The following is a 25,424-nucleotide window of genomic DNA, read 5'->3' as shown; positions in this document are numbered from 1 at the left end:
TAAAATGCAATTTATAAGTATCATAGATGAAGTGTATAGATGAATAATAATTTATTGGATTACATATTTAACTGTTGGGAGGGACTGAGTATGGATAAAGTAATACAAGCTCAATTAAGAGATATAGAAGAAAAAAATAATGTAAAAATACTATATGCAATAGAGTCAGGAAGTCGTGGCTGGGGATTTGAATCTAAGGATAGTGATTTTGATGTGAGATTTATTTATATACATCCAGTTGAATGGTATTTAAGTGTATTTGAAGGCCCTGATATTATAGAAATACCTGTAGATGAGGTGTTAGATGTTAATGGATGGGATCTTCGAAAAGCCTTAAAACTAATGTACAGGTCAAATGCATCTTTATTAGAATGGCTATCATCGCCAATTACCTACAGGCAAAATCAAGAGCTTGTAAAAGAATTAAGACAGGTGGCAGAAAAGTACTTTTCACCAATATCAGTCACATACCATTATATAAATATTGCAAAGAAAAGCTTTGATGGATTGGAAGGCTTAAATAATGTTAACATCAAAAAGCTTTTTTATGTTATTAGGCCAATTTTATCATGTATGTGGATAGAGAATTTCAATACAATTCCACCTATGAATTTACAAGCAATGATGAAAGAAGTTAAAATGGATGACAAAGTCAAGACGATAATAGAAGAACTTGTTACTATCAAAGCTGATAGGATAGAGTCAGACACGATAAAACAACCTACAGAATTAATGGAATTCTTAAGAGACAAGCTAGAATATTATTATAGTTATGCAAAAAATATTAAAACTGAAAAAGAAAGAGATTCTAGTATCCTAAATGAATTTTTCCATAAGACTATTAAAGAATATAGCGGTGATATAGAATGAATAAAGTAACAAAGGAAATTTTAAATAAAGAGGAATATAAATTTATACATTCAAATGAAAACTTAGGAGAAAACATAATATACTTAACACTTTCAGGGTCAATTGGATATGGTACTAATATAGATAATAGTGATGTAGATTTACGAGGAATTACAATTGAAAGAAAAGAAAATATATATGGATTTCAAAGTTTTGAACAATTTGAAGATACAGCAACTGATACTGTTATATATGGACTTAGGAAATTTGTTTCATTAGCATTAAAGGGAAATCCTAATATTCTTGAATTATTAGGTACTAAGGATGAGCATATTATATATATGAATAAATATGGTGAGGCATTACGTAAAAATAGAGAGCTGTTCTTATCAAAAAGAGTTATACACACTTTTGGTAATTATGCTACTGCACAATTAAGAAGACTGCAAAATGCCTTGGCAAGGGATGAGTATCCGAAGGAAGAAAAGGAGAAACATATACTTAATACAATAAATAATCAAATGAATCATTTTTCATCTAATTACACAGAGTTTCCAAAGGGGAGTATAAAATTATATATTGATAAATCTGATAAAAAGGAAGCAGAGATATTAATGGACATTCATATAGATAAGTATTCTTTAAGAGATTTTAAAAGTATATACTCAGAAATGAGTAATATTGTTCACGATTATGATAAGCTTAATCATAGGAATAGAAAAAAAGATGAGGGGAAGCTTTTAAAACATGCTATGCACTTAATAAGGCTCCTAATCATGGGAACAGAAATATTAAAAACTCATGAAATCAACACCTATCGAGAGAAAGAATATGATTTATTAATGGATATCAGAAAAGGCAAGTATAGTTATGATGAATTGTTTAAGTTAGTCGAGTTATATGATTTTAATTTTAAAGAAGCATCAGTTAATACTACATTGCCTAAAGAACCTGATGAGAGGCAAGTTGAAGAATTATTGATTTCTTTGTATGAGAGATATTATAATGGTACAAGAAAAATTATTAAGTAGATTAGTTTAGGAGGTAAAATTCTATGGAAAAATACACAAGAGAAGAATTGGTAGATGCACTAAAAGTTGTATCGTCAACTATTAATAATTGTGAAAAAGCGCAGCTAAAATTTGCAGAAGGTACCTCACAACATACACTTCTTAAAAATAGGTTAAAAGCTCTATACATTTCAAAATCGTTAATAACAGATGAAGTTATTATGAATAAATATACAAAAGAAGAATTAATAGAAGCACTACCACCTGTAGTTTCTATTATCAGCAAATGTGAGAAGGCTCAGCTAAAATTTGAGGAGGGGACATCTCATCATACTCGCCTTAAGAATATCATAAATGCAATGTATATTTCAAAATTTTTAATAACAGATGAAATTAATAAAAGAGATAGCAAGATTTGATATTATTTTCATATGGTGGAGCCATCTGTAAAGTGTATATAACAAATAAAAATGTTTATTGAATTAACTAATGTGTTACCTTAAATTGTGTTATAATAGGAATATATTTACAAGGGTGAATATCAAATAGAACTTATAAAAGCACAAAGTTAGGGGAGAAATAAATACATGAAATATATAAACAATTGCAAAACAGTAGACAAACTGAAAAATATAATTTTAATAGCAATTATTTTCAGTAGTTTTTTTATTATTTCATCTAATGTACAAGCAGCTACTATTACAAATAATCAAACATCAAATTCTAAAATCGGATGGACAATTGATGGAAAGAAGATTAAATCAGGTAGCTTATCAACAGACTATAATACTGAACAAGTGCTAAATGATATGAATAAGTTTCAGTTGAATACCTTAAATATACCTGTAATGATAGATGTAGATAATATTTCTTCAAGTAGTATGATAGTTGATAAAATAAGTGAAGAAAAGGCAATTAATTTAATTAAACAATTGAAGAATACAAATACCAATATAAATGTAATATTAGAGCCATATCCTTGGATAGAGCAGGGCACAAAGGCTGAAACTGAATGGAAACCGAATAACATGAATGCTTTCTTTTTAAATTGGAAGACTAATGTATTAAAGACATTGATAACTGATATTGCAGTACCATATAATGTAACAGCCCTAAACATAGGAAGTAATCTAGTTAACATGGAATCAGAAGAAAACAATTGGTGTGATACGATAGATTATGTTAGAACATATTATAAAGGATTTGTAACATACAGAACAAATAAATGGGATACTGCTTCATGGGCTCCTGACAGTGTTACTGCATATAATAACAAGTTAAATAATAAGTTATTTTCAAAAGTAGATTTTATTTCTATAGCAGCTTATTTCGAACTTACAAAGAATCCTACAAATACAGTTGAAAATCTTACAAGCGCAATAGAAAATTCTCAGATAGATTTTAATGGACAAGTTAGACACCAAAATATAAAACAAGAAATAAAAAACTTCTATGATAAATGGAATAAGCCTATTTTTTTTGGAGAACTTGGCTTTCCTAAATTTGATTATGCATCATACGAGCCTTGGAATTGGAATCCATATAAGAATAATAATATTAATAACGTTGAGCAAGCTAATTGTTTTGAAGCCTATAGAAGAGAGTTCCAAGATGAACCTTGGTTTTTAGGATTTTCTATATTTGCAGTGGGTGAACAAAGCAATGACAAACATTATTATCCAAGTCAAGAAAGTACAGAAGTTATAAAAAAATGGTATAGCAATGGAAAATAAATTATTCCGTGCAGTTATAAAAATAAATAGTAAATTGAAGTATCGCGTATCATATGATATGTGATACTTTTTGTTATAGATTCAATCAAATCTGAAGTTCAATAATGTGGGCTGTTAAAAAATGCTATAATAGAAATATAATTGCAATAAGTTTATAGAATCCGCTTCTATGGCATGTAATAAAAAAAGTTATTTTTTTATTACTGCAATGTTAGTTATAGCTAAATGTTATTTGAAGATTTAATAGTACGGAGTCTATAGTGAGAAGCTAATATATTACGAATGGGGGAATTTACATGAAAATATTAGTTTATGGAGCTGGTGTTTTAGGAAGTTATTTGGCTCATGTATTGATACGCGGAGGCAATGATGTTACATTGCTTGCTAGAAACGAACGTTTTAAAGAATTGAAGAATAATGGACTTGTTATTCGCCATTATATACAGTGTAAAACTACCACTGACAAAGTAAAAGTAATAGATTTTCTTCCTTCAAATGAAGTGTATGAAATAATATTTGTAGTAATGCAATATACACATTTAAATTCAATATTACCATGTCTTTCAAATAATAAAAGTTCTAATATTATATTTGTTGGTAATAATGCAGATCCCCATGCAATTAAGAATTATATGCTAAAAAATAGCTGTAATGAAAAACATATTGCTTTTGGGTTCCAAAGTACTGGCGGAAGACGTGAAAATGGAAAAGTTATTTGCGTGCGTATAATCGGACAAATGGAGTTAGGTGGATTAGATGGTAACTTATCATGGAAAAACATTATAGATAGGGCTTTTAAAAACACAAAATATAAATTAACTTATTTTGATGATATGGATTCGTGGCTTAAAAGTCATATTGCTCTAATTATGCCTCTTTGTTATGCTTCATATGCATGTGATGGAGATTTACATAAAGTAGCTAAGAGCAAAAAACTTTTAAATCAAATTATTAAAGCAATCGATGAAGGCTATAAAGTATTAGAATCACTTGGCTACTCCATTTTACCTAAAAATGAAGAAAATTTTGTTAGAAATAAATCATATATGTTCTATCTATTATTGAAAATTATTATGATAACACCTATGGGAAGGCTAGCAATAAGCGATCATGCTATGTCAGCAGTTAATGAGATGTTCATGTTGAGTGATGCATTCAATATATTAAAGCAAAAATCAAATATTTCAACGCCAAATTGGGATGAACTCCAAAGTCATTTGGAAAAAAATCGTAACAAAGAAACATGTATCAATTGATAATAGATATGGGGGGATTGGCATGAAGAAAAAAATACTTTTAATAACACCTGAGAATGAGGAAATAAATAGATTTAGAAAAAATCAATTTAATAATTTTATTCAGATAACTATGCCATACTTAGCAGCTTTCATAGATGAAAATAAATATGAAATAACTCTAGTTGATGAATATAATCAAAGAGTTCCTTTTGAAGAAAAATTTCATCTGGTTGCAATAACGGTAAACACATCAAATGCTGCCCATTGTTATGATATATCGAAGAAGTTTAGGGATAAGAATATTAAAGTTGTAATTGGAGGTCCTCATGCAACATTATTACAAGAAGAGGTAAAGAAACATTGTGATTATATAATGGTGGGAGAGGGCGAAATTATATGGCCAGAATTTTTAGAAGATTTCTATGAGGATAAAGCAAAACCAGAATATATTTGCGAAGAAGTACCTAATCTAAAAAATATGCCAATAGCAAGAAGAAATCTAATTCATAAAAGATACTTTACAAAAGGGGCAGTTATTTCTTCGAGGGGATGTCCTTATAATTGTAGTTATTGCAATTTAAAGCAAATTTATTGTGAGCCGTTTAGAACAAGGCCTATTAAAGAAGTTATTTCTGAGATAAAGACCATGAAAAGTAAGTTTTTTGTATTTTGGGATGATAATTTCTTTGGGGATATAAATTTTGTGAAAGAATTACTGTTGGAATTGAAAAAACTTAATAAAAAGTGGGCAGCACAAGTAACGCTAGAGAGATGTAAAGATGATGAATTATTAAAATTAGCTAAAGAGGCTGGCTGTGTATACTTCTTTGTAGGAATAGAATCTTTTTCACAGGATAGTTTGGGAAGTGTAAACAAAGGTATAAATGATGTAGATAAATATAAAAGTATGATAGACAAAATTCATAATAATGGAATTTGTGTACAAGCTGGAATAATATTTGGATTTGATACAGATAAAAAGGATGTATTCAAGAAAACTCTTGATGCCTGCAATGAGCTAGGAATAGATGGAGCAACTGTAAGTATATTAACTCCTCTGCCTAAAACACCAGTATATTCAAAGCTAAAAGAAGAAAATAGATTAATAACAGAGGATTGGAGCTATTACAATGGAAAAACTAGAGTAGCTTTTATTCCTAAAAATATGAGCGCAGAAGAGCTGTTTGAAGGCTATATGTGGTTTAGGAGAGAGTTTTATTCTTTAAAATCTATTTATAAGAGAATAAGAAAATCTAAAACAAACATATTATATAACTTAATTGTAAATTTAGGATATAAGATAAGTCTTAACGGTACAAAAAATAATTTTTAGTATATTAGAGAATTCTTTAAAGTAACTGGTTTATATGAATTATGAAGTTTGTTATAATTTAAACTTTAAATTATTCATATATCAATTGGGTTAATAATGAAAAGATAGGATTTAGAATTATAAATGAAATATATTTTTTATAATTAAACAGAATGGTATTTATAAGATTTACTATCATTAGCTAAAAGATAAATTGTAATTTGTAGGGTAGTTTAAACTGCTAAATTATTTAGAAATAAAGAGGTGCAATTATGAAAATACATGATAAATGCTTGCCGTGTATGGTCAACCAAGTTATTAAAGTAGCAAATATTACAGGGGTTAACAATAAGGAAGAGTTATTAAAGGAAGTTTTTACATATCTCAGTAAAATGTATTTTGAGGCAACTACACCAGAAATTATTGGAGAAATTTTTGGCATGATAAAAGAACATACTAATAATCAAGATCCATATAAAGAAACTAGAAATTACTATAATACATTATTTTCAAAACTGTTACCTGAATTTGAAAGGAAGATTGAGCAAGCTGAAAATTCGTTTCAATTAGCAGTAAGGTATGCCATTGTTGGTAATATCATAGATTTTAATCCTATTCACAATACATTATTAGAGGATATATTTGATTATTTTGAAAAAATGGAACAGTTAGAACTTGCAATAGATGATTCTAAAGAGCTAGCGGAAGATATTTTAAATTCAAAAACATTATTATACTTAGGTGATAATTGTGGAGAAATATGTATGGACAAGATTCTTTTGAAAAAAATAAAGGAACTAAATCCTAATGTTAAAATATTCTTTGGAGTACGAGGTAAACCTGTTGTAAATGACTCTATAGCTGAAGACGCATATGCTGTAGGAATTGATGAATATGCAGAGGTTATTGATAATGGAGATGGTTCTCTTGGGACTGTTTTAAAAAAGACAAGTCATGAGTTTAAAGAAGCCTATAAAAAGGCGGATGTAGTAATTGCTAAAGGGCAAGCTAACTATGAATGTTTGAGTGAAGAAAAGAAAAATATCTATTTTCTGTTAATGACTAAATGTGATGTGATTGCAAATGATATTGGTGCTCCGGAAAAGAAAATGATTTGTATGAAAAACAAATTTTAATTACAGGAGGTGTGTCATGAGTGGTTTAATAGTGCAAATAATCCCAGTGATTATATTTAGAATTTTAGTATTAATCTTATGTGTGCTAGGAATATATGCTCTTGTCTTATTAATTAAGGCTCTAAAGATCTATATTAAAAAGAATTCTTAGTTCTATACATAAATAAGACAAGCATTAATCAAGAAAGATTTAAAGATATCAAAATGAGAGTTTATCAGCTTTGAGATAAAGGATAAAATAAATTTATATACTAATGATGGAGAACAATGAGGAAAAGTCGCTAATGCAATTGATGAGGAATTAGTTAGTGATGTTTTATTATATAAAAGCAGATATGTAAGGAGAAAGATATTATGGAAAATAAAAATGGAAATCTATTAATGGCTCCACTATGGCTAATGTATCCTGAAATTCCAAATGGAAGCATTGGATGGAGAATGGGATATGGTGAAGGATATGCTATAGATTTTTACTTATGGTTTAATAAATTAGAAGAGGATGAGAAGAAAAAGTATAAAGAAATGTTTCCAGAGCCTAAAAGATGGGAAAGAGAAGATAATATTTATGAATACAATAATTATTGGACATACACTTGGCAAAAAGATGGCAAGCCTGAATATGATTTAAATAACCTTATTTCAGATTATAAAGATGGAAAGAACTTGGAATATATTTATTTCTGGGGGCATCATCCTAAAAAAGATGGCGGGATTACAAAGTCTTGCTTTAGCCAGTGGTGGAAGAGCAGGTTCAATATTGGACATACTGAATATTTATTTATGGAACAATATATGATGGCAGAAAAAGCTAGATTTTTTGGAGACAAAGAAATAGAAGAAAAAATTATGAATAGTTATGATCCTAAGGAAATAAAGAGCTTTGGACGTAAAGTAAGAGGTTTTGATGAAGAAATTTGGAATAGAGCTAAATATTCAATTATCATAAATGGAAATTATAATAAGTTCATGCAAAATGAAAGATTAAAAACATTTCTTCTTTCCACAGGGGATAAAATATTAGTAGAGGCAAGTCCATATGATAATGTATGGGGAATACAGATGTCTGAGGAGGATGTTAATATCAAAAATCCAGAATTATGGCGCGGGGAAAATTTACTCGGATTTGCGTTAATGGAAGTTAGAAATGAAATAAAAAGAGTATGTAAAAATAGCAATATGATTGATTGGGTTTCGTTGAATAATAGATATAGTTAATGTAGTACAGATAGATGGTATATTTATTTTATAAAGCAAATTCTAACCAAAGTTTTTATTGACAAAATATAGGTTAGGGAATATACTGATAAAAAAGTAATCATATAAAATTAGTATGAATTAAAAAATAAATATAAGTATAATATATGCTTAATAAAAATAAATAAGAAATGATTGACTAGAAAGCTAGAGATCGTAGAAATTTAGGGTGGTTAAGTCTTTTTTAGACTTTTCCTGCTTAGGGATTTTTGCGGTCTTTTTTGTTTTATTTTAGGCAATAGGCACTATCAAAAAAATTATTTGGCTGTGGGGATGTGTTTATGGATTTACAAAATTTTATTAAAAAGTTCCAGATACCTGAAGTAGCTTATCCGTTCATCAACAAGATATTTACTAAAAAAGAAATTGAATTTGTAGATAAGATGGACAAGGATACATTTACTAAGAAGGACATAGAGAAAATTATAGATGAAAATTCAGAGGCGTTTATAAAAAATAGCTATAGAAGAGGTATTATTTCACTTGTAGATGAAGAGACATCTACATATAAAATAGCAAATTTTTATAGTAGATTAGATATTTTTTCAATATCTGAGCAAGAGGTTTATAGAAGCATTCCAAAGGCAGATCAACTTTCTATGGATGCCTGGTATTTTAAAGCTTATTATGATGGGTTAGACCCTGATTTTAGTGTAAGGCCTACAGAGGATGAAATTTTACCACTTAACAAGGTGTTAGAATTCATTGACACTCAGGATAGACCTGTTTATCTAAATTACTGCGATTGTAGAAGCCTTAGAGGAGAATGTGGAAAACCAACTAAAACCTGTATTACGTATAGAAATGGAATTAATACATTTGCACATAGAGGTTTATCAGAAGAAATAGATAAAGAAAGAGCAAAAGAAATAGTAAAAAATGCTGATAAGAAAGGTCTTATGCATACAGTTAATTCAAATGGTATATGTAATTGCTGTGGAGACTGCTGTTATTTATTTAGAAGCCAGGCAAAAAGAAATAGCAGTGGATTTTGGCCAAAAACAAATCAAATCATTGAATTTAATTCACATAACTGCATTAAGTGTGGTGCTTGTATAAAAAGATGCCATTTTGATGTATTTACTAAGGTTGATGGAATCATAAAAACAGATATTTCAAAATGCGTAGGTTGTGGAATTTGTTCAAATTCGTGTCCTACAAAGGCACTTAAGTTACAGGAAAGAAAATAACATGCTTGAAGATACACCGTATATTTTGCGTTAGTAAAGAAAGTGATTTTGTTTATATAAGGAGCGATTAAATAAATATTGAGAGTATTGAGTTTGGTTCAAAAAGTTTAGGCATACGGTTTGATATATTTTGAATGTGATTAAATTAAAAGAGAGGGATTAAAATGAGTTACGAAGCATATAAAAATAATCAGTTAGGTTTTACTACAAGACAATTACATGCAGGTTATAATCCAGCAGAACATTATAGATCAAAAGCAGTTCCAATTTACCAAACAGCAGCTTTTGAACTTGGGGATTTTGAGAGATGTATTAGATTATTTGATTATTCTGAAGAAGGTCATTCTTACGTAAGATTTTCAAATCCAACTAATACGGTACTTGAAAGAAGATTAGCATCACTTGAGGGAGGAATAGAAGCAATTGCATTAGGTTCAGGAATGGCAGCAATATCTAATACTTTTTTGAATATCGCAAAATCAGGGGATGAAATAGTAGCTGTTAATACTTTATATGGAGGAAGTAGAACCTTATTAAATAACATTTTACCTGATTATGGAATTGTTGGGAGGTTTGTAGATGATGAAAATGATATAGAATCATACAGAAAAGTAATTACAGAAAAGACAAAGGCAATTTATATTGAAAGCCTTGGCAATCCTGGTATGAATATAATCGATATTGAAGCTGTGGCTAATCTAGCTCATGAACATGGAATACCATTAATTGTTGATAATACTTTTGCAACACCGTATTTATTACGACCATTTGAATATGGAGCGGATATTGTTTGCTATTCTGCAACCAAATATCTTGCAGGTCATGGGACAACAATTGTAGGAGCTGTAGTTGAAAAAGGTGGTTTTAATTGGTTGAATGGGAAATTCCCTCAGTTTGAAAAATTTTATGATGAATACAAAGATACGATAGGAAAAGATATTTTAGATAAAACAATGTTTACTAAGAGACTTAGAATCAGATACTTAACTGATTTAGGTGCACACTTAAGCCCAACTAGTGCGTTTTATTTATTGCAAGGAATTGAAACTTTATCTTTAAGAATGAGAGAACATGCAGCTAATGCGCAAAAGGTGGCTGAATTCCTTGAAGGTCATCCGAAAGTTCTTTCAGTGGCATACCCAGGACTTAAAAGTAATAAGTATCATGAGTTAGCTAAAAAATATTTTCCTAAGGGTCCAGGCGCAATAATGTCTATAAGATTAAAAGGTGGAATAGAGGCAGCAAGAAAAGTCCTTGAAGAAGTTAAAGTATTTGATTACATGGTAAATGTGGGAGATGCAAAATCACTTATTGTACATTCAGCAACATCAACTCATTTTGGACAATCTAAAGAAGAAAGAGAAAAAGCGGGAGTATATGATGATACTTTAAGATTATCAATAGGTATTGAAGAGGCAGAGGATTTAATAGCAGATCTTAAGCATGCGCTTGATTCAATAGATGAATAGAGAATATTAAATAATCAATATTTTTCTATAAGCAAACCTACGTTCTGGGAACATAAGTTTGCATGAAAATATGTTATATGATATAATTACTGGAAGAAAAGAGGAAAGTTCCTAATAATTAATGATAGACTAAGCAATCAAAGATAGATGAACAGTTACAAATTTTATTCAATAATTACAATAATAATTTTGAATATGTCGTATATACTTACAAAGATAGGAATTATATATTATTATCTATTAAGCCTAAGCACAATTCAAGGTATCTTTGACTTAGGAGCCGTATAGTATTTTTTTAGGAACGTTAATACTTTTAATCTTTTTACCAAAGGTTTTATAAGAACTTAAAAATTTTAGGAATTATACTTTTTCAACAAGGGAAGTGAGAATATGTGGCAAAATATTATAGATTATTTTCAAAAGGACATGAATAATTATTTGCAGGCAATAGGGCAACACTTAGAAATAAGTTTACTATCCTTATTTGTAGCAGCGATTGTTGGGATTCCCTTTGGAATATTATCTACTAAAAATAAAGTTTGGTATAGATGGGTGACGACCTGGTTTAATACTCTTAGAATTATTCCGAGCTTAGCTGTTCTTATAATATTTATTCCTATTGTAGGAACAGGTGTTAAACCAGCACTTATTGCATTAGCGTTACTTGGAATACCACCAATATTATTAAATACAGCACTTGCCTTTAACACAATTCCTGAATTCATGATAGAAACTTCAATGGCAATGGGAATGTCAAAAGCGCAGAGTTTTTGGAAGGTAAAGGTGCCATTAGCTGCACCTCTTATACTAACAGGAATTAAAACTGCAATGGTTGAGATTATTGCTAGTGCTACCCTTGCTGCTTATATTGGTGGAGGGGGAGTTGGGAACATTATTTTCACTGGATTAGGACTTAATAGAGCAGATTTACTTCTAATAGGTGGTGTTACTGTAGCAATTCTTTCAATGCTTGCAAATGTAATTATGTTAGGTTTGGAAAAATATCTGCTTAGATATAAGTATATTAATTCGAATATATAGTTTTAAGTCGCCTAATCATTATAGATTAGTGAAAGTATTAAAGAATCATATATGAGCTTTAGATAAGCTCATTAAAAGACAAGTAATAAAGATTAATTTAGATTGGGGAGTGATAATTATGAATAAAAATATTAAAAGAATCATAGGAACGTTATTAATTACAGTTACACTTGGAGGGCTTGTTGCTTGCGGAAATAGCAAAAGTTCAAGTGGAGATAAAAATACAATTCGTATAGGGTCAAAGGACTTTACAGAAAATTCAATAGTAGGTGAAGTTTATGCATTAGCTCTTGAAGACAAAGGTTATAAAGTAGAAAGAGTACCTAATATAGCAAGCTCAGTTATTCATACATCGCTTGTAAATGATGAAATTGATTTATATCCAGAATATACTGGCACTGGATTATTGGCGATTTTAAAGAAGGATTTAATTACAGATCCAAAGCAAGTTTATGACACAGTTAAATCTGAATATGAAAAGCAATTTAATTTAGAATGGCTTGACTATTCGCCTGCAAATGATGGACAAGGGTTAGTAATTCGTACAGATGTAGCAAATAAACTTGGAATCAAAACTATTTCTGATTTACAAAAACATGCAGGTGAAATCAGATTTGCATCACAAGGTGAATTTGATAAAAGAGAAGATGGTATTCCAGGATTAGAGAAGGTCTATGGAAAGTTTGATTTTAAATCTACAAAGGTATATGACAATGGTTTAAAGTATGAAGTATTAGCGAATAATGAAGCAGATCTAGCACCAGCATCTACAACAGAAGGCCAATTAGTAAAACCTGAATTTACCTTATTAGAAGATGATAAACACGTATGGCCTCCATATAATTTAGCACCAGTAATTAAAAAATCAGTATTAGATGCTCATCCGGATATTGCTGATATTTTAAATAAAGTTAGTGCAAGCTTAGATACTAAAAAGATAACAAAATTAAACGCAGAAGTTGATGTAGATAAAAAAGAATACGAAGAAGTAGCTAAGGAGTATTACGATTCTATTAAATAATAGATAGAAGGAGATATTCAAGATGAGTATAGCAATAGAGTTTAAGAATGTTTATAAACAATTTAAAGGAGCAGCATATAGCGCAGTTGATAATGTAAGTCTAAAAATTGAACATGGAGAATTCATTACAATTTTAGGATCTTCAGGGTGTGGAAAGACAACACTCCTTAAGATGATTAATCGATTGTATGATCCACATAAAGGAAGTATTGAATTTTTTGGTGAGGATATTAGTAGTAAAGATCCAGTAGAGTTTAGAAGAAAAATAGGTTATGTAATTCAACAGGTTGGGCTGTTTCCACATATGACCATAGCAGGTAATATAGCAACTGTTCCAAAGATACTTAAGTGGCCTAAGGAAAAAATAGAAGCTAGAGTAGACGAATTACTTGAACTTGTTGGGCTTGAGCCAAAGGAGTTTAGAAATAGATATCCAGCCCAATTATCTGGTGGACAGCAGCAACGTGTAGGACTTGCCAGGGCTTTAGCAGTTAACCCTGATGTAATGCTGCTTGATGAACCTTTTGGTGCTATTGATGCAATAAATAGAATAAATCTTCAAGATGAGTTATTAAAGATTTATAATACTTCAAAGAAAACATATCTGTTTGTAACTCATGATATTAATGAAGCATTTAAACTTGGAAGTAAAGTGTTAATAATGGATAAAGGAAAGATACAGCAATTTGATACACCAAGAAATATCGCAAAAAATCCAGCAAATGATTTTGTAAAATCACTAATTAAGGCACATGAAGGTAAATAACAAGTCCAAAGCTGGCATGGATATTTTTCATTAGGCGAGGAAGTAGATTGGCTTCATAGTGGGACTATTAAGACAATCTGCCGACGAAGGATGGTGGAAAATATGCTGGCAGATGAACTTGTTATTTTCTTGATTGTGCCCAATCCCGCGAATGGGCAGGAAGTATTTTGGGAGGATTAGAACTTTATGATTGACTATTTATTAAAATATCCTGATAAATTATTAAAAGCCTTTGTAGGACATATAGAAATTGTATTAATTACTTTAGTGATTTCTATAATATTAGCAGCATTATTAACGATATTAGTAGCTTATTCAAAAATAGCATCTAAATTGTTGGTTAATATATTTGCTATGATATATTCAATTCCTAGTTTAGCATTATTTGCGATTTTAGTGCCAATAACAGGGCTTGGCAAAGTTACTGCAATTATAGTTTTAGTACTTTATAATCAGTACATATTACTAAGAAACACAATAGATGGGCTTAATAATGTGGATGCTTCCATTGTAGAAGCAGCGACTGGAATGGGAATGAGCAAAAGCCAAATATTATTTCAAATCAAGTTACCTTTAGTTACTAAGCCAATCTTTGCAGGAATCCATCTTGCAGTAGTATCTACAATAGGTATTGCTACAATTGCAGCCTCTATTAATGCTGGTGGGATTGGAAGCGTCTTATTAGACGGACTTAGAACAGTAAATACAGCTAAGATACTATGGGGAACCTTAATGTCAGCAGGCTTAGCTATAGTAGTAAATGCAATACTTAATGTGATTGAGAAAAAGATTACTTAAAGCCATATATATTGCAAAAATAATTCTTCATTATAACTTCAAAAATATTGCAAGAATTTTAGCCCTAATTATGAATTGAGAATTGCAACATATATATACCTTTGAGAAATTATATTTTTAATAAACAATATCATATAATCAAAATGGGACTTTGCGTATTAAAGTAAAAATATCAAAGAACTTAGAAAGATCTGTTAAAATTATTTTATAATTTTGATAGATTTTTCTTTTTTTATACGAATTAATATATGTAAGTACAAACTTACTAAATGCAAGCTTGCATTATGGGAAGAGGTAGAAAATGAAAGTGAATGAAGATAATTATATTAAGGAATTGAGAAATAGGAATGAAAAAGCCTTAGATTATGTTATTGATAATTATGGTTGGATTATAAAATCTATTGTAGGAAAGCATCTATATGGGATCAATAGTGTTCAAGAAGAATGTATAAATGATATTCTTTTAGGGATTTGGAACAACATAAATAGCTTTGATGAAAGTAAAAATGAATTTAAAAATTGGGTGGCTGGTATATGTAAGTTTAAATGCACTGATTACAAACGAAAATATTTAAAAGACTTACAACATGAAAATATAGATGATTTAAATATCAGTGAAGATGGGGTTGAGTCAAAGAATTTAGAAAATGAATTAAGTAATGAAGTAGAATCGCTGCTTGGATGTTTAAAAGAGAAGGATAGAAATTTGCTTTATAAGCTATATGTTGATGAGATGAACATTAATGAAATAAGCAACGAATATGGAATGAAAAAAGAAGTTATATACAATAGATTATCTAGGGCGAAAAAGAAAATAAAAGATATTTTTAATATTGATAATAGAAGAGGTGTTAAGCATGAAGAATAACATATATAGTCTGCTTAATGAAGCAAACATCGATTTAGATGAATACAAAAAAGAAGATTTTAATGATATTGAAAAGGAATCACTTAAAAAGAATATTAGGAAATCTATAAGAAAGAGTAGAAAACAAAATGTTGGAAGAAAAGTAATAGCTGCAGCTGCAATAATAGCAGTACTAGTTGGTATGTCTTTTGGAAATACAGGAGCTTACGCCATATCAAAAATAAATTTATTCAGCGAAAGTATTTCAAGTTTCTTAGGAATAGAGAGGAATTTAGAAGATTATAATACAGTAGTCAACAAATCTGTTATAGACAATGGAGTAACAGTTAAATTAAATGAGGTAGTGTTAGATGATAATGAACTGCTTATATCTACTGATATAAGCTCAGATAGAATTTTAAAAGAATACGAATCTTGGGATAGTGAAATGACTCTTTATATAAATAATAAGAAAGTTAAACTTACAGGAGCAGGCGGTGGTATGGAAAAAATAGATGATAATACTACACAAGCAGTAATTGGGTATGATTTAGGTTCAATAAAAGACATGGATTTAAGTGGAGATTTAAATATAAAGATTGTATACTCCAAAATGATGGTAAATTATACTGATGATATAAATGGAACTTGGAAGTTTGAATTTAAAACTAATGGAGATAGGCTGAAAATTGATACTAAAACTGTAAAGCTTGGTTATGGATTTAATATTGAGAATGGAGATAAATATATATTAGAAAAGTATACAGATAATGCTTTAGGACAAAAAATATATGGTAAAATAATTAATAATTCAATCGAGAGAGGAACATACGCTATTTTATTAAAAGGATATGATGATTTAGGTAATAAAGTACTATTTGACTTAACAAAGGGAACAAAAGATGAGTTTTTACTAAAATACGAAAATGTATTAGTTGGAAATATGAGTGAAAAGGCAAGTAAATTAATTCTGACACCTTATGCAGTAAAAATGCCAGAAGAAGGTGGTGAGGAACCTAAATTTGATGAATATAAAAAAGTTGGAGATGAATTTACAATAAATATTAAATAAAAAGATAATGAAGGAGAACCAAATCTAGATAGAGGAGGTTCTCCTTTTTAAGTAATATCTATTTAGAAAATAATCTAAATAGATATTGACTTTGAAGATAAGAATTGATATATTCTATTTAGAAATATTTCTAAATAGAATATAAAAGGGAGATGATAATTTGGAGTTTCCAGAAACTTTTAAAGCATTGTCAGATCCGGTTCGGCGAGAAATTTTAGTAATGCTGAAAAGTGGTAAAAAATCAGCTGGGGAAATTTCAAAGGAATTTGATATGACAGGTGCAACAATTTCATATCATATATCTCAATTAAAAAAAGCAGGTTTGGTTTTAGAGACAAAATACAAAAATTTTATATATTACGAAATCAATGTATCGGTATTTGAAGAAGTAATGCTTTGGTTTTCGCAATTTAGGGGGAATGAAGATGAAAAAAGATAATATTTTATGGATTACAACTATTATTTGTTTTTTGCCATTGATTCTTTCATTTGGAGTATATGATAAATTACCTGAAGTAGTGCCTATTCATTTTAATTATGCAGGTGTTCCAAATAATTATGTGCCAAAAGCAGTTGGAGCGTTTGGAATGCCGGTTTTAATGGCAATAATTAATATTTTTATACACTTTAAGCTTAATAACGATCCAAAGAAAATGAATTCACCATCTGCATTGAAGTATTTAGGAAAGTGGTCTGCTCCAATTATTTCAGTCGTATTAGTACCAGTAACCTTATTTATTGCACTTGGATATAAAATTCCTATTCAAATTATTACATCAGTAGTCGTAGGAGTTATTATCGTAGCGGTTGGAAACTACTTACCAAAATGCAAGCAAAACTATACTGTTGGTATTAGATTACCATGGACATTAAATAGTGAAATGAATTGGAATAAAACTCATCATATGGCAGGATATCTTTGGATATTTGGCGGTATTTGCATGATAATCTTAGGCTGTATACAGATGAAAAGTGCTTTATTAACTTTAATTATTTTATTAGTAGTTGTAGCAATTCCATGTTATTATTCATATTGGTTATATAAAAATTGGGTATAATAAACTACTTTTTCATAAATAGTATATGTAATATAGTGTATCTGCAAAAAAAATTAGAAGCATACATGTAGTTGGTTTACATAAACATATGTATGCTTTCTTTTTTTACATTAAAGAAAGCATACACTATATGGATATTCAATTTAGGCTGATATCCACGTAAGTTCAATTCTCATTGTGGAACCCTATAGTATGTATTCAATCTTATATTAGCTTAACAGTTAAATTATTCAACTGTTCTCTAATATCGTCAGTGATGTTTGAATCGGTAACTATAGCATCAAATTCATTTATAGTTGCAAATTTATAGAGACTATCTGTATTAAATTTTTCTGTTTCAACAAGCAAAAATGCTTCTTTACTTGTTGAAACTATAAGTTCTTTAAGATTACCATCTTCTAACATAGAAGTACCTACGCTGTTAGTAATTAAATTTACACCGGAACTTCCTAAAAAACCTTTATTAAAAGTATATTTAGATATGCTCTTAATTGCTTCTGAGCCTAAGACTCCGCCGCTTCTATTGTCATATACACCACCTATGCATATTAATACAACGGTTTCATTGTTATTGAAAAGCGGTGGAATTATAGACATATTAGTTATCAAAGTTATTTTTTTTGTGCTATTAGCTATTAGTTTTGCTAATAAAAAATTTATGCTTGAGGACTCTAAAAAAATAATATCTCCATCCTCTATAAGTTCAAAAGCTTTCTTAGATATTAACTCTTTGCTATTTAAGTTAACTGTCATTCTGGTAGTTATAGAGCTTAATTTAGAAATTTTTCTATTTAATATAGCTCCACCATAGGTCCTTTGAAGATCTCCATTTTTCTCTAACCTTTGTAAATCCTTTCTTATCATACCTTCTGAAACATTAAATTGTTCACTTAGTTCTTTAACTTTCACTCTACCATGTTTATTAAGTATATTTAAAATCTGTTCTAGTCTTTCTTCAGTAAACATTTAGGCACCTCACCAATCATTATCGTTTAGTATTGTTGTTGATTAATATTATAACATTATTCTTTTAATTTATAAAATATATTGAATAGATATTTAAAAAAGTATATAATGATAATAATGATTAACAAATGATACTAAATGATAAAAAATAAAGTTGATTGATGAACTATTTTAAAAAAGATATAATTTAGCGTTATAGGGTAATGCCTAGCGTCATATTTTATATATTTAGGCATCTTCAAAGAATAGCTGCAATGTTAGCAATTTTTGAAGGTGCCTAATTTAATTGGTATTAAAGAAAGAGTTTATAGGGAAAAAAGCATACATAATAGAATTTTTGGCTATTCTAAAATTGTAAGTCCCCACTTCTTCAACTCTATAAATGCAGTTTCTAAACTCTTACCTTTTTCAGTTAATTCATATTCAACTTTTGGAGGAATTTCTGGATAAACTATTCTTTTAACTAACCCAAATTTCTCTAGTTCACGTAGTCTAAGGGAGAGCGTTTTGGGGCTTATCCCATCTAAAGAGCGCAACAAATCTCCAAATCTAATTTTTCCATCTATCAATAAATCTCTTATTATTAGAAATGTCCATTTACTACCTATAATATTTATTGCTGCCTCAATAGGACATTTTTCATTAGGATTTCCTCGTTCAAGTTTGATTTCTGACATAAATAAAACTCCTTTCAGCCGTTGATTTTTCACTATACTTACTTTTTTGAAATTATATAAAAAAAATATCACTACTTTTCAAAGTATAGTATAGATAATATAATGAAAATAAGCAAGAGATTTAAATAAAAAGGAGATTATAATTATGAATACTTTTAAAAATTATACTTTAAAAAATACGAACTTAAAGAATAGAATTGTTATGCCACCAATGTGCATGTACTCTTCGGATGAGACTGGTATGGCAAATGATTTTCATTACACTCATTATGTTAGCAGAGCCATTGGTGCAGTAGGTCTTATAATACTTGAATCTACAGGAGTTGTTGAAAATGGAAGGACAACAGACAATGATTTAGGGATTTGGGATGACACGCATATAGATGGACTGAAAAAAATTGTTAATGGTGTTAAAAAATATGGTTCTAAAATTGCAATACAATTAAATCATGGTGGAAGAAAATATACAGGAACAGCTAGTCAGGCTGTAGCTCCAAGTGCAGTTAAATTTGATGAAAGAAGCACATTGCCTAAGGAATTAACTAGAGATGATATTAAAGAAATTGTATTAAATTTTAAAGAAGCAGCGAAAAGAGCAGATAAAGCGGGATTTGATGCTATAGAAATACATGGAGCACATGGTTATCTAATACATCAATTTCTATCACCATTATCAAATTTAAGAAAAGATGAATATGGTGGTGATATAAAGAACAGAATCAGATTTCTAAAAGAAATATTGGAAGCTGTGACAGAAGTATGGCCAAAAGAGAAAGCAATTTTGCTTAGAGTATCAGCCTATGATTATAAAGAGGGTGGAATAACGCTAAATGATATGATTGAAATTATAAATGAAATTAAAGAATATATTGATATAGTGCATGTAAGTACTGGAGGATTAATTCCAGTAGAAATAAATGTATATCCAGGATATCAAGTAAATTATTCAAGCATAATAAAAGAAAAGTGTAACATTCCTACAATAGCTGTTGGATTAATTACAGATATTAATATGGCTGAGGAAATAATATCGAATGGCAGGGCAGATTTAGTTGCAGTTGGCAGAGAGCTTTTAAGAAACCCATACTTTGTGTTAAATGAAGCAAAATCTAGAAACATAGATTTTGATTATCCAGAACAATATAAGGGTGCTTTCAAATAATACTCTGAAGATGGAGAATCTACGTTATACTAGTCAATGTATTTTAAGCACATAAAGTTATATACCTAGCAAAGTTTATGCGCTTATTATGAATATAAAAAACAAGGTTGGAAGCTTAAATTTTAAGCCCAACCTTGTTTTGTATAGTATTTTTTTAGATTATACCAAGCCTTTAATTGTTCTATTTTTATGAAATAAAATCATCTTTTTAGTAAGATTATTTTTGAGAAATACATTTTCTAGGGCAAGCTAATTGGCAAGCTCCACAGTCAACACAAGCAGATTCATTGATTCTTCTTTTCTTATCCGTATCTTCTGTAATGCATCCAACAATGCATACTCGCTCGCAATTTGCACAACCCACACAGTCAGATTTACTGATTATTCTAGGCATAATTTTCTCCTTACATTTAGAAAACTATAATGTTTGCTTACAAGATGTAACTGTAATTTCTAATGTTCTTGTTAAGAATGGACACTTTTCTTTCATTAGATTAAAATTATCTCCATCTTTTAAGAATTTAGCAGTTCCTTCAATTAAAAATCCGGTTCCCATATAATTGTATCCCATCACTTCTTTACTACCAAGAGTTAATTTAACGTTAGGATTAGCATTAACATTTTCTTCTGTTTTAATCATGGCAGCTGCAGGGATTAAGATTTTATTTCCTTCTGCAATGATTAAGTAACTGTTCCATGTATTAGCGACATGAGCTTCGTTATTTGAACAAGTTACAATAGAAACCACTCCCTCATGATTTAATACCTCAAAAAATTTTTCTGTAAACATTATATATTCCTTCTTTCCTTTTAAAATAAAGATATGCATTATCGTCGATAACTGTTATCTATAATTATAATATTATTATTTCTTTTGTTTGTCAATATAAATATTTGGCAGGGAACATATGCTTCATACCATATGATTATCTTGAATGGGGATAAATAATAGGATATTATTAATAAAAGACTATAAACCAAAGGAGTATAAAAAATGAAATTTTCAGTAGGAGTAGAATATGCAATACATTGTTTATTATATATGGTAAAACTAGAAGAAGGTAAATCAGTGGGAATAAGAGACTTGGCAACATTCCAAGGTATTTCAGAAACTTACTTATCTAAAGTATATGCAAAATTAAGCAAAGCAGGAATTATAAAATCTATACCTGGTGTAAAAGGTGGCTATGCATTAGCTCGTAGTGAGGAAGAAATAACATTTTGGGATATTGTTGAAGCAGTAGAAGGAAGCGAATCATTCTTTCAATGTGCGGAAATTAGGCAAAATAATATATTGGTAGATAAAGATAATCTGCCAGATACACATACAAAATGTCCATGTTTAATAAAAGTTGTAATGTCAGAAGCAGAAGATGAGATGAGAAAATACTTAAGAAAAAAATCGTTGGCTTGGTTATACAATGAAGTATATAATAAAAAGCTTCCAAAAGAGGTTGAAAAAGCAACAATTGAATGGTTTAATAATAGCAAAAAGTGATTTAAGTAGTAAAAATTAAGAATATAATGGATTTAATACTACTCTCATTTAAAGGTTATATGGTGAAGCAAAAAACTATAACCATACTTTTAAATTTAACTGATCTATAATACTATATATGTTGTAATTGGATTTCTACATTTTGGTTTTCACTTAGGCCTTACCTAACTGAAATTTTAAATGTAAATTTATTATTGCAACATATATATTCATATTTTCTATAAAGTTAATAATGAAGATATGTTAGTAATTAATTTCTAACTTTAATAAACCTTCCTACATTAACTTTTTTCAAGATAATTAGGAAGGTATAAATTTCTTATTTTAGTATTAAATGTACTAACTATTATTTTTAAATGTAGGTAGTTGTGTTACTATTTATAAGCTATAACATACGGATGCTTGTGTATCTAAGACACTGCCGATAAATTTAGCAACTTCTAAGTGATTTGGATGAATAAGATATTTATCTAAATCTTCTAATGATGCAAATTTTGTAATCAAAATTATATCATAATTACTTTCACCAGGACGAATATTTATTTCTGCCTGTATGTCTATCAGAACTTCTATTTTTCCTCTCATGCTTAGAAGAATTTCTTGAGTTTTTTTAATATTATCAGCATCTCTATTCTTTAATTTTAATAATAAATTGTTTATAACCATATTATTTTACCTCCTAAAATATTTAATGTAGTTTGTGCGATTTCATGACCATTGATTTAGAAAACAATTTTATTCATGATATATAAGCTATTACGAGTAGCAAGGACTACAAAGTTATTGATACTAATCTAGTGATTACTAAATAATACAATATGTCTATGTTGAATTATTTAGTATAGCGCCTTTATAGACTATATAGTCCTTATTATTCCGCCATCAATAATATGCTCACTACCAGTGATATAAGATGCTCTGTCTGATACAAGAAATGCAACAAGTTCAGCGATTTCTTCAGGTTTTGCTGGACGACCAAGTGGTATGCCGCCAAGGTTATCCATTAATTCTTGACGAGCGCTATTATAGTCAATTCCGGAATTTTGTGCCATTCTTTCAATAAGACGCTCAGCAGCTTTTGTTTCTGTAAAACCTGGAGCAACTGTATTTATTCGTATTCCATCTCCACCAAACTGCGTAGCTAGATTCTTGCTGTAATTTGTTAGGGCCGCTTTAGCAGCAGAGTATGACATAGTCATTATCCCAGGAAGTCTCCTTTGAATAGATGATATGTGAATTATTACGCCTTTCTTTTGTTTAATCATAGAGGGCAGAAAACCACGATCTAAGCGTACAGCTGAAAAAAGATTTTGGTTAAAGGCTTGCAACCAATCGTCATCACTTAAACTTAATGCTCCAGAAGTGGAGGATGAAGAACCACCTACATTATTTATTAAAATATCTAATCCACCGAGTCTTTCAAGAGTCTCTTTAATGATTCTCTCAGTACCCTCTGGTGTGCTAACATTTGCTTGAATGAACCCTATAGAATCTGGCAAATCATTAGGCATAGTTCGTGCAGTTGTTATTATTTTTGCACCCGCATTAAGCAAACGATCAACAATTGATCTACCAATACCTTTAGTTCCACCTGTTACAAGTACGCGTTTACCATCAAGTTCTTTGTTAATATCAAATGATAAAGTATTTTGCATAATTAAAAATACCTCCCTTTAAATAAGTTTATCTACTTAATCAGTATAATTAAGTAAACTTGACAACATCACGTCAAGTTTTGGAATGGTATTTATTTACTTAAGCAAAATCATTATAAGGAGATAGGTAATATCATATAATTTAATACTTTCATCTTTTGGAAATTAGGTAAATAGGAATTCTAGTCTGATAACATTATGTAATATTATGTGATTTTATTTTCTCAGTTATACAGTGGATTATATTCATTTTGATTCAGCGATTATAACTTGACATGATGTGGTCAGGTTATGCTTGTTATAGTTAGAAAGATCGATTATATGAAATAATTATTAGAGAATAGGATTATAAAGGAGAGATATTATGAATATGAAATTACAAGAACCTATTGAAACTTATTTTAATACATCCAATAAATCAGATCCAAAGAAATTTATATCAATTTTCACTGAAGATGCAATTGTAATTGATGAAGGTCAAGAATATATTGGGTTAGATAAAATACGAGAATGGAGTATAAAGCACCACTTTGCAGCTAAGCTTGAATTAAAGGTTATAGATATTAGTGAAAAAAATCTTATAACAATTGTTAAAGCTAAAATAGATGGTGATTTTGATAAAACTGGACTTCCAGATCCTCTATTATTAGATTTTCATTTTACTATATTAAAAGAAATGGTGGCTAGGTTAGAAATATTGTTTCCCCAAAATATATAAATCAAGTAAAACAATATAATGAAGGAGAGAATTGTATGAATAATTTTATTAAAGTTAATTCTGAAAAATGCACTAAATGTGGTCTGTGTGTGAAAATATGTAGAGGAACATTGGTGATGAGTGATTTAGGACCCAAAGTAGACAGGGATCTTTGTATTGAATGTGGTCATTGCGTGGCTGTTTGTCCCAATGGTGCTTTAGACAGCACAAAAACTCCATTAGATAATCAAGTGCAAATTCAAAAAGAAAAGTTAATGGATTCAAATATTGCGGCCACTTTTCTTAGATCAAGAAGATCTATTCGAGCATTTCAGAAAAGGGATGTATCTCGAGATATAATTAGTGAACTTCTTAATATAGCTAGATTTGCACCAACAGCTTGCAATTCTCAAGGACTTTCGTATCATGTTATTGATAATCATAAGATTCTACATGAAATTACTTCGATTATAGCTGACTGGACGGAGGAATCTATAGAAAATGGTGTGTTAAAGAATTCGCCGTGGGTACAGAATACTGTTTCGACAATAGCACAGTATCGTAATGATAACAAAGATACAATATTAAGAGATGCTCCATGTTTAGTGATTGCAACAGCTCCAAGAGAACAAAAAGAACTTGGTCGCGACAATACACACTTTTCATTAACATATGTGCAATTATATGCACAAACATTAGGATTAGGAACCTGTTGGTCAGAACTATTTGAATATTGTTCTATGGCAGAATATGAACCTCTTTTAAGATTGCTGAATATTTCTAAAGGTAGGGTAGTAACGGGTGCGCTATTAGTAGGATATCCACTTTATAATTTTAAAAGACTGGTAGATAGAAATCCTTTAGAAATCACATGGCAGTAAAGAGTAGCGATTTCTAGGAGTGAAATGTTTTAATTTATAAAAATAAACTATTCCCCTAAACTTTATTATACCATATGAAATTTTTAGTAGGAGT

Annotated in this window: 28 protein-coding genes; 22 read left to right on the top strand and 6 right to left on the bottom strand. The window is 29.5% G+C overall.

What is annotated here, in order from left to right:
* Window positions 1-90 precede the first annotated feature (90 nt).
* The 18 genes from KEC93_RS17980 (at window position 91) to KEC93_RS17895 (ending at window position 17,794) form a co-directional block, all read left to right on the top strand.
* Complete coding sequence (locus KEC93_RS17980; RefSeq protein ID WP_077867829.1) at window positions 91-870, top strand: nucleotidyltransferase domain-containing protein; 780 nt, start codon at window positions 91-93, stop codon at window positions 868-870.
* Entirely contained in the window at window positions 867-1,880 is a 1,014-nt protein-coding gene (locus KEC93_RS17975) for a nucleotidyltransferase domain-containing protein (protein WP_077867828.1), read from the top strand. The genes KEC93_RS17980 and KEC93_RS17975 overlap by 4 nt, the downstream gene beginning before the upstream one ends.
* A gap of 23 nt (window positions 1,881-1,903) precedes the next feature.
* Window positions 1,904-2,278 (top strand): hypothetical protein, encoded by a 375-nt coding sequence (locus KEC93_RS17970; RefSeq protein WP_077867827.1) that lies wholly within the window; start codon window positions 1,904-1,906, stop codon window positions 2,276-2,278.
* Window positions 2,279-2,446: 168 nt separating this feature from the next.
* On the top strand, window positions 2,447-3,592 hold the full coding sequence (locus KEC93_RS17965) for a glycoside hydrolase family 113 (protein WP_077867826.1): 1,146 nt from the start codon (window positions 2,447-2,449) through the stop codon (window positions 3,590-3,592).
* A gap of 296 nt (window positions 3,593-3,888) precedes the next feature.
* A complete protein-coding gene (locus tag KEC93_RS17960; RefSeq protein WP_077867825.1) occupies window positions 3,889-4,848 on the top strand; it encodes a ketopantoate reductase family protein in 960 nt (319 codons plus the stop codon).
* A 22-nt stretch (window positions 4,849-4,870) separates the two neighbouring features.
* Window positions 4,871-6,163: a B12-binding domain-containing radical SAM protein gene (locus tag KEC93_RS17955; protein WP_077867824.1), complete on the top strand. Its 1,293-nt coding sequence runs from the start codon at window positions 4,871-4,873 to the stop codon at window positions 6,161-6,163.
* Window positions 6,164-6,414: 251 nt separating this feature from the next.
* Window positions 6,415-7,278: a damage-control phosphatase ARMT1 family protein gene (locus tag KEC93_RS17950; RefSeq protein WP_077867823.1), complete on the top strand. Its 864-nt coding sequence runs from the start codon at window positions 6,415-6,417 to the stop codon at window positions 7,276-7,278.
* A 354-nt stretch (window positions 7,279-7,632) separates the two neighbouring features.
* On the top strand, window positions 7,633-8,493 hold the full coding sequence (locus KEC93_RS17945) for a riboflavin biosynthesis intermediates N-glycosidase (protein ID WP_077867822.1): 861 nt from the start codon (window positions 7,633-7,635) through the stop codon (window positions 8,491-8,493).
* 320 nt (window positions 8,494-8,813) lie between these two features.
* Entirely contained in the window at window positions 8,814-9,722 is a 909-nt protein-coding gene (locus KEC93_RS17940) for a 4Fe-4S binding protein (RefSeq protein ID WP_077867821.1), read from the top strand.
* Between the two features lie 164 nt (window positions 9,723-9,886).
* Window positions 9,887-11,191 (top strand): O-acetylhomoserine aminocarboxypropyltransferase/cysteine synthase family protein, encoded by a 1,305-nt coding sequence (locus KEC93_RS17935; protein ID WP_077867820.1) that lies wholly within the window; start codon window positions 9,887-9,889, stop codon window positions 11,189-11,191.
* A gap of 390 nt (window positions 11,192-11,581) precedes the next feature.
* On the top strand, window positions 11,582-12,232 hold the full coding sequence (locus KEC93_RS17930; RefSeq protein WP_039771740.1) for an ABC transporter permease: 651 nt from the start codon (window positions 11,582-11,584) through the stop codon (window positions 12,230-12,232).
* 118 nt (window positions 12,233-12,350) lie between these two features.
* Window positions 12,351-13,253: a glycine betaine ABC transporter substrate-binding protein gene (locus tag KEC93_RS17925; RefSeq protein WP_077867819.1), complete on the top strand. Its 903-nt coding sequence runs from the start codon at window positions 12,351-12,353 to the stop codon at window positions 13,251-13,253.
* Between the two features lie 22 nt (window positions 13,254-13,275).
* Window positions 13,276-14,019: an ABC transporter ATP-binding protein gene (locus KEC93_RS17920; RefSeq protein ID WP_012059712.1), complete on the top strand. Its 744-nt coding sequence runs from the start codon at window positions 13,276-13,278 to the stop codon at window positions 14,017-14,019.
* A 186-nt stretch (window positions 14,020-14,205) separates the two neighbouring features.
* Window positions 14,206-14,817, top strand: coding sequence for an ABC transporter permease (locus KEC93_RS17915; protein WP_077867818.1), 612 nt, complete (start codon window positions 14,206-14,208; stop codon window positions 14,815-14,817).
* Between the two features lie 301 nt (window positions 14,818-15,118).
* A complete protein-coding gene (locus tag KEC93_RS17910) occupies window positions 15,119-15,685 on the top strand; it encodes a sigma-70 family RNA polymerase sigma factor (protein WP_077867817.1) in 567 nt (188 codons plus the stop codon).
* Window positions 15,675-16,736 (top strand): DUF4179 domain-containing protein, encoded by a 1,062-nt coding sequence (locus tag KEC93_RS17905; protein ID WP_077867816.1) that lies wholly within the window; start codon window positions 15,675-15,677, stop codon window positions 16,734-16,736. Before KEC93_RS17910 ends, KEC93_RS17905 begins: the two co-directional genes overlap by 11 nt.
* Before the next feature lie 160 nt (window positions 16,737-16,896).
* Complete coding sequence (locus KEC93_RS17900; protein ID WP_077867815.1) at window positions 16,897-17,175, top strand: autorepressor SdpR family transcription factor; 279 nt, start codon at window positions 16,897-16,899, stop codon at window positions 17,173-17,175.
* A complete protein-coding gene (locus KEC93_RS17895) occupies window positions 17,162-17,794 on the top strand; it encodes an SdpI family protein (RefSeq protein WP_077867814.1) in 633 nt (210 codons plus the stop codon). The genes KEC93_RS17900 and KEC93_RS17895 overlap by 14 nt, the downstream gene beginning before the upstream one ends.
* 204 nt (window positions 17,795-17,998) lie before the next feature.
* Here the strand turns inward: KEC93_RS17895 and KEC93_RS17890 are convergent, their stop codons facing one another.
* A complete protein-coding gene (locus KEC93_RS17890) occupies window positions 17,999-18,760 on the bottom strand; it encodes a DeoR/GlpR family DNA-binding transcription regulator (RefSeq protein ID WP_077867813.1) in 762 nt (253 codons plus the stop codon).
* 341 nt (window positions 18,761-19,101) lie between these two features.
* A complete protein-coding gene (locus KEC93_RS17885; RefSeq protein WP_023974071.1) occupies window positions 19,102-19,437 on the bottom strand; it encodes a winged helix-turn-helix transcriptional regulator in 336 nt (111 codons plus the stop codon).
* Window positions 19,438-19,582: 145 nt separating this feature from the next.
* Here KEC93_RS17885 and namA point away from each other — a divergent pair, with 145 nt between their 5' ends.
* Complete coding sequence (gene namA, locus KEC93_RS17880) at window positions 19,583-20,599, top strand: NADPH dehydrogenase NamA (RefSeq protein WP_023974070.1); 1,017 nt, start codon at window positions 19,583-19,585, stop codon at window positions 20,597-20,599.
* Between the two features lie 217 nt (window positions 20,600-20,816).
* Here namA and KEC93_RS17875 read toward each other — a convergent pair whose 3' ends face one another.
* Both KEC93_RS17875 and KEC93_RS17870 read right to left on the bottom strand, forming a co-directional pair.
* Window positions 20,817-20,993: a 4Fe-4S binding protein gene (locus KEC93_RS17875; RefSeq protein ID WP_023974069.1), complete on the bottom strand. Its 177-nt coding sequence runs from the start codon at window positions 20,991-20,993 to the stop codon at window positions 20,817-20,819.
* A 24-nt stretch (window positions 20,994-21,017) separates the two neighbouring features.
* Complete coding sequence (locus KEC93_RS17870; protein ID WP_023974068.1) at window positions 21,018-21,389, bottom strand: pyridoxamine 5'-phosphate oxidase family protein; 372 nt, start codon at window positions 21,387-21,389, stop codon at window positions 21,018-21,020.
* A gap of 204 nt (window positions 21,390-21,593) precedes the next feature.
* Between KEC93_RS17870 and KEC93_RS17865 the strand changes: the two genes are divergently transcribed.
* Window positions 21,594-22,097, top strand: a complete 504-nt coding sequence (locus tag KEC93_RS17865; RefSeq protein WP_023974067.1) for an Rrf2 family transcriptional regulator — start codon at window positions 21,594-21,596, stop codon at window positions 22,095-22,097.
* Window positions 22,098-22,475: 378 nt separating this feature from the next.
* Here the strand turns inward: KEC93_RS17865 and KEC93_RS17860 are convergent, their stop codons facing one another.
* Window positions 22,476-22,763 carry a Dabb family protein gene (locus tag KEC93_RS17860; protein WP_077867812.1) on the bottom strand — a complete coding sequence of 96 codons (288 nt, stop codon included), beginning with the start codon at window positions 22,761-22,763 and terminating at the stop codon, window positions 22,476-22,478.
* A gap of 191 nt (window positions 22,764-22,954) precedes the next feature.
* Window positions 22,955-23,752, bottom strand: coding sequence for an SDR family oxidoreductase (locus KEC93_RS17855; RefSeq protein WP_023974065.1), 798 nt, complete (start codon window positions 23,750-23,752; stop codon window positions 22,955-22,957).
* A 364-nt stretch (window positions 23,753-24,116) separates the two neighbouring features.
* Here KEC93_RS17855 and KEC93_RS17850 point away from each other — a divergent pair, with 364 nt between their 5' ends.
* Both KEC93_RS17850 and KEC93_RS17845 read left to right on the top strand, forming a co-directional pair.
* The gene (locus tag KEC93_RS17850; RefSeq protein WP_077867811.1) at window positions 24,117-24,470 is read left to right on the top strand and encodes a nuclear transport factor 2 family protein; all 354 of its coding nucleotides are present in this window, start codon (window positions 24,117-24,119) and stop codon (window positions 24,468-24,470) included.
* A 35-nt stretch (window positions 24,471-24,505) separates the two neighbouring features.
* A complete protein-coding gene (locus KEC93_RS17845; RefSeq protein ID WP_077867810.1) occupies window positions 24,506-25,330 on the top strand; it encodes a nitroreductase family protein in 825 nt (274 codons plus the stop codon).
* Window positions 25,331-25,424: the final 94 nt, after the last annotated feature.

It is taken from the genome of Clostridium beijerinckii (assembly GCF_018223745.1).
In the GTDB taxonomy this organism is placed as follows: Bacteria; Bacillota; Clostridia; order Clostridiales; family Clostridiaceae; genus Clostridium; species Clostridium beijerinckii.
The sequence above is the reverse complement of the archived record's forward strand: the minus strand, read 5'-3'. Positions and strand labels throughout refer to the sequence as shown.

Bases quoted from the DNA above. Each gene is read 5' to 3' on its own strand.
- KEC93_RS17945 (WP_077867822.1), top strand. From the start codon at position 7,633: ATGGAAAATAAAAATGGAAATCTATTAATGGCTCCACTATGGCTAATG.
- KEC93_RS17865 (WP_023974067.1), top strand. From the start codon at position 21,594: ATGAAATTTTCAGTAGGAGTAGAATATGCAATACATTGTTTATTATAT.
- KEC93_RS17935 (WP_077867820.1), top strand. From the start codon at position 9,887: ATGAGTTACGAAGCATATAAAAATAATCAGTTAGGTTTTACTACAAGA.
- KEC93_RS17905 (WP_077867816.1), top strand. From the start codon at position 15,675: ATGAAGAATAACATATATAGTCTGCTTAATGAAGCAAACATCGATTTA.
- KEC93_RS17950 (WP_077867823.1), top strand. From the start codon at position 6,415: ATGAAAATACATGATAAATGCTTGCCGTGTATGGTCAACCAAGTTATT.
- KEC93_RS17955 (WP_077867824.1), top strand. From the start codon at position 4,871: ATGAAGAAAAAAATACTTTTAATAACACCTGAGAATGAGGAAATAAAT.
- KEC93_RS17875 (WP_023974069.1), bottom strand. From the start codon at position 20,993: ATGCCTAGAATAATCAGTAAATCTGACTGTGTGGGTTGTGCAAATTGC.
- KEC93_RS17890 (WP_077867813.1), bottom strand. From the start codon at position 18,760: ATGTTTACTGAAGAAAGACTAGAACAGATTTTAAATATACTTAATAAA.
- KEC93_RS17930 (WP_039771740.1), top strand. From the start codon at position 11,582: ATGTGGCAAAATATTATAGATTATTTTCAAAAGGACATGAATAATTAT.
- KEC93_RS17870 (WP_023974068.1), bottom strand. From the start codon at position 21,389: ATGTTTACAGAAAAATTTTTTGAGGTATTAAATCATGAGGGAGTGGTT.
- KEC93_RS17940 (WP_077867821.1), top strand. From the start codon at position 8,814: ATGGATTTACAAAATTTTATTAAAAAGTTCCAGATACCTGAAGTAGCT.
- KEC93_RS17910 (WP_077867817.1), top strand. From the start codon at position 15,119: ATGAAAGTGAATGAAGATAATTATATTAAGGAATTGAGAAATAGGAAT.
- KEC93_RS17970 (WP_077867827.1), top strand. From the start codon at position 1,904: ATGGAAAAATACACAAGAGAAGAATTGGTAGATGCACTAAAAGTTGTA.
- KEC93_RS17860 (WP_077867812.1), bottom strand. From the start codon at position 22,763: ATGGTTATAAACAATTTATTATTAAAATTAAAGAATAGAGATGCTGAT.
- KEC93_RS17960 (WP_077867825.1), top strand. From the start codon at position 3,889: ATGAAAATATTAGTTTATGGAGCTGGTGTTTTAGGAAGTTATTTGGCT.
- KEC93_RS17850 (WP_077867811.1), top strand. From the start codon at position 24,117: ATGAATATGAAATTACAAGAACCTATTGAAACTTATTTTAATACATCC.
- KEC93_RS17920 (WP_012059712.1), top strand. From the start codon at position 13,276: ATGAGTATAGCAATAGAGTTTAAGAATGTTTATAAACAATTTAAAGGA.
- KEC93_RS17965 (WP_077867826.1), top strand. From the start codon at position 2,447: ATGAAATATATAAACAATTGCAAAACAGTAGACAAACTGAAAAATATA.
- KEC93_RS17980 (WP_077867829.1), top strand. From the start codon at position 91: ATGGATAAAGTAATACAAGCTCAATTAAGAGATATAGAAGAAAAAAAT.
- namA (WP_023974070.1), top strand. From the start codon at position 19,583: ATGAATACTTTTAAAAATTATACTTTAAAAAATACGAACTTAAAGAAT.
- KEC93_RS17925 (WP_077867819.1), top strand. From the start codon at position 12,351: ATGAATAAAAATATTAAAAGAATCATAGGAACGTTATTAATTACAGTT.
- KEC93_RS17975 (WP_077867828.1), top strand. From the start codon at position 867: ATGAATAAAGTAACAAAGGAAATTTTAAATAAAGAGGAATATAAATTT.
- KEC93_RS17915 (WP_077867818.1), top strand. From the start codon at position 14,206: ATGATTGACTATTTATTAAAATATCCTGATAAATTATTAAAAGCCTTT.
- KEC93_RS17855 (WP_023974065.1), bottom strand. From the start codon at position 23,752: ATGCAAAATACTTTATCATTTGATATTAACAAAGAACTTGATGGTAAA.
- KEC93_RS17895 (WP_077867814.1), top strand. From the start codon at position 17,162: ATGAAAAAAGATAATATTTTATGGATTACAACTATTATTTGTTTTTTG.
- KEC93_RS17845 (WP_077867810.1), top strand. From the start codon at position 24,506: ATGAATAATTTTATTAAAGTTAATTCTGAAAAATGCACTAAATGTGGT.
- KEC93_RS17885 (WP_023974071.1), bottom strand. From the start codon at position 19,437: ATGTCAGAAATCAAACTTGAACGAGGAAATCCTAATGAAAAATGTCCT.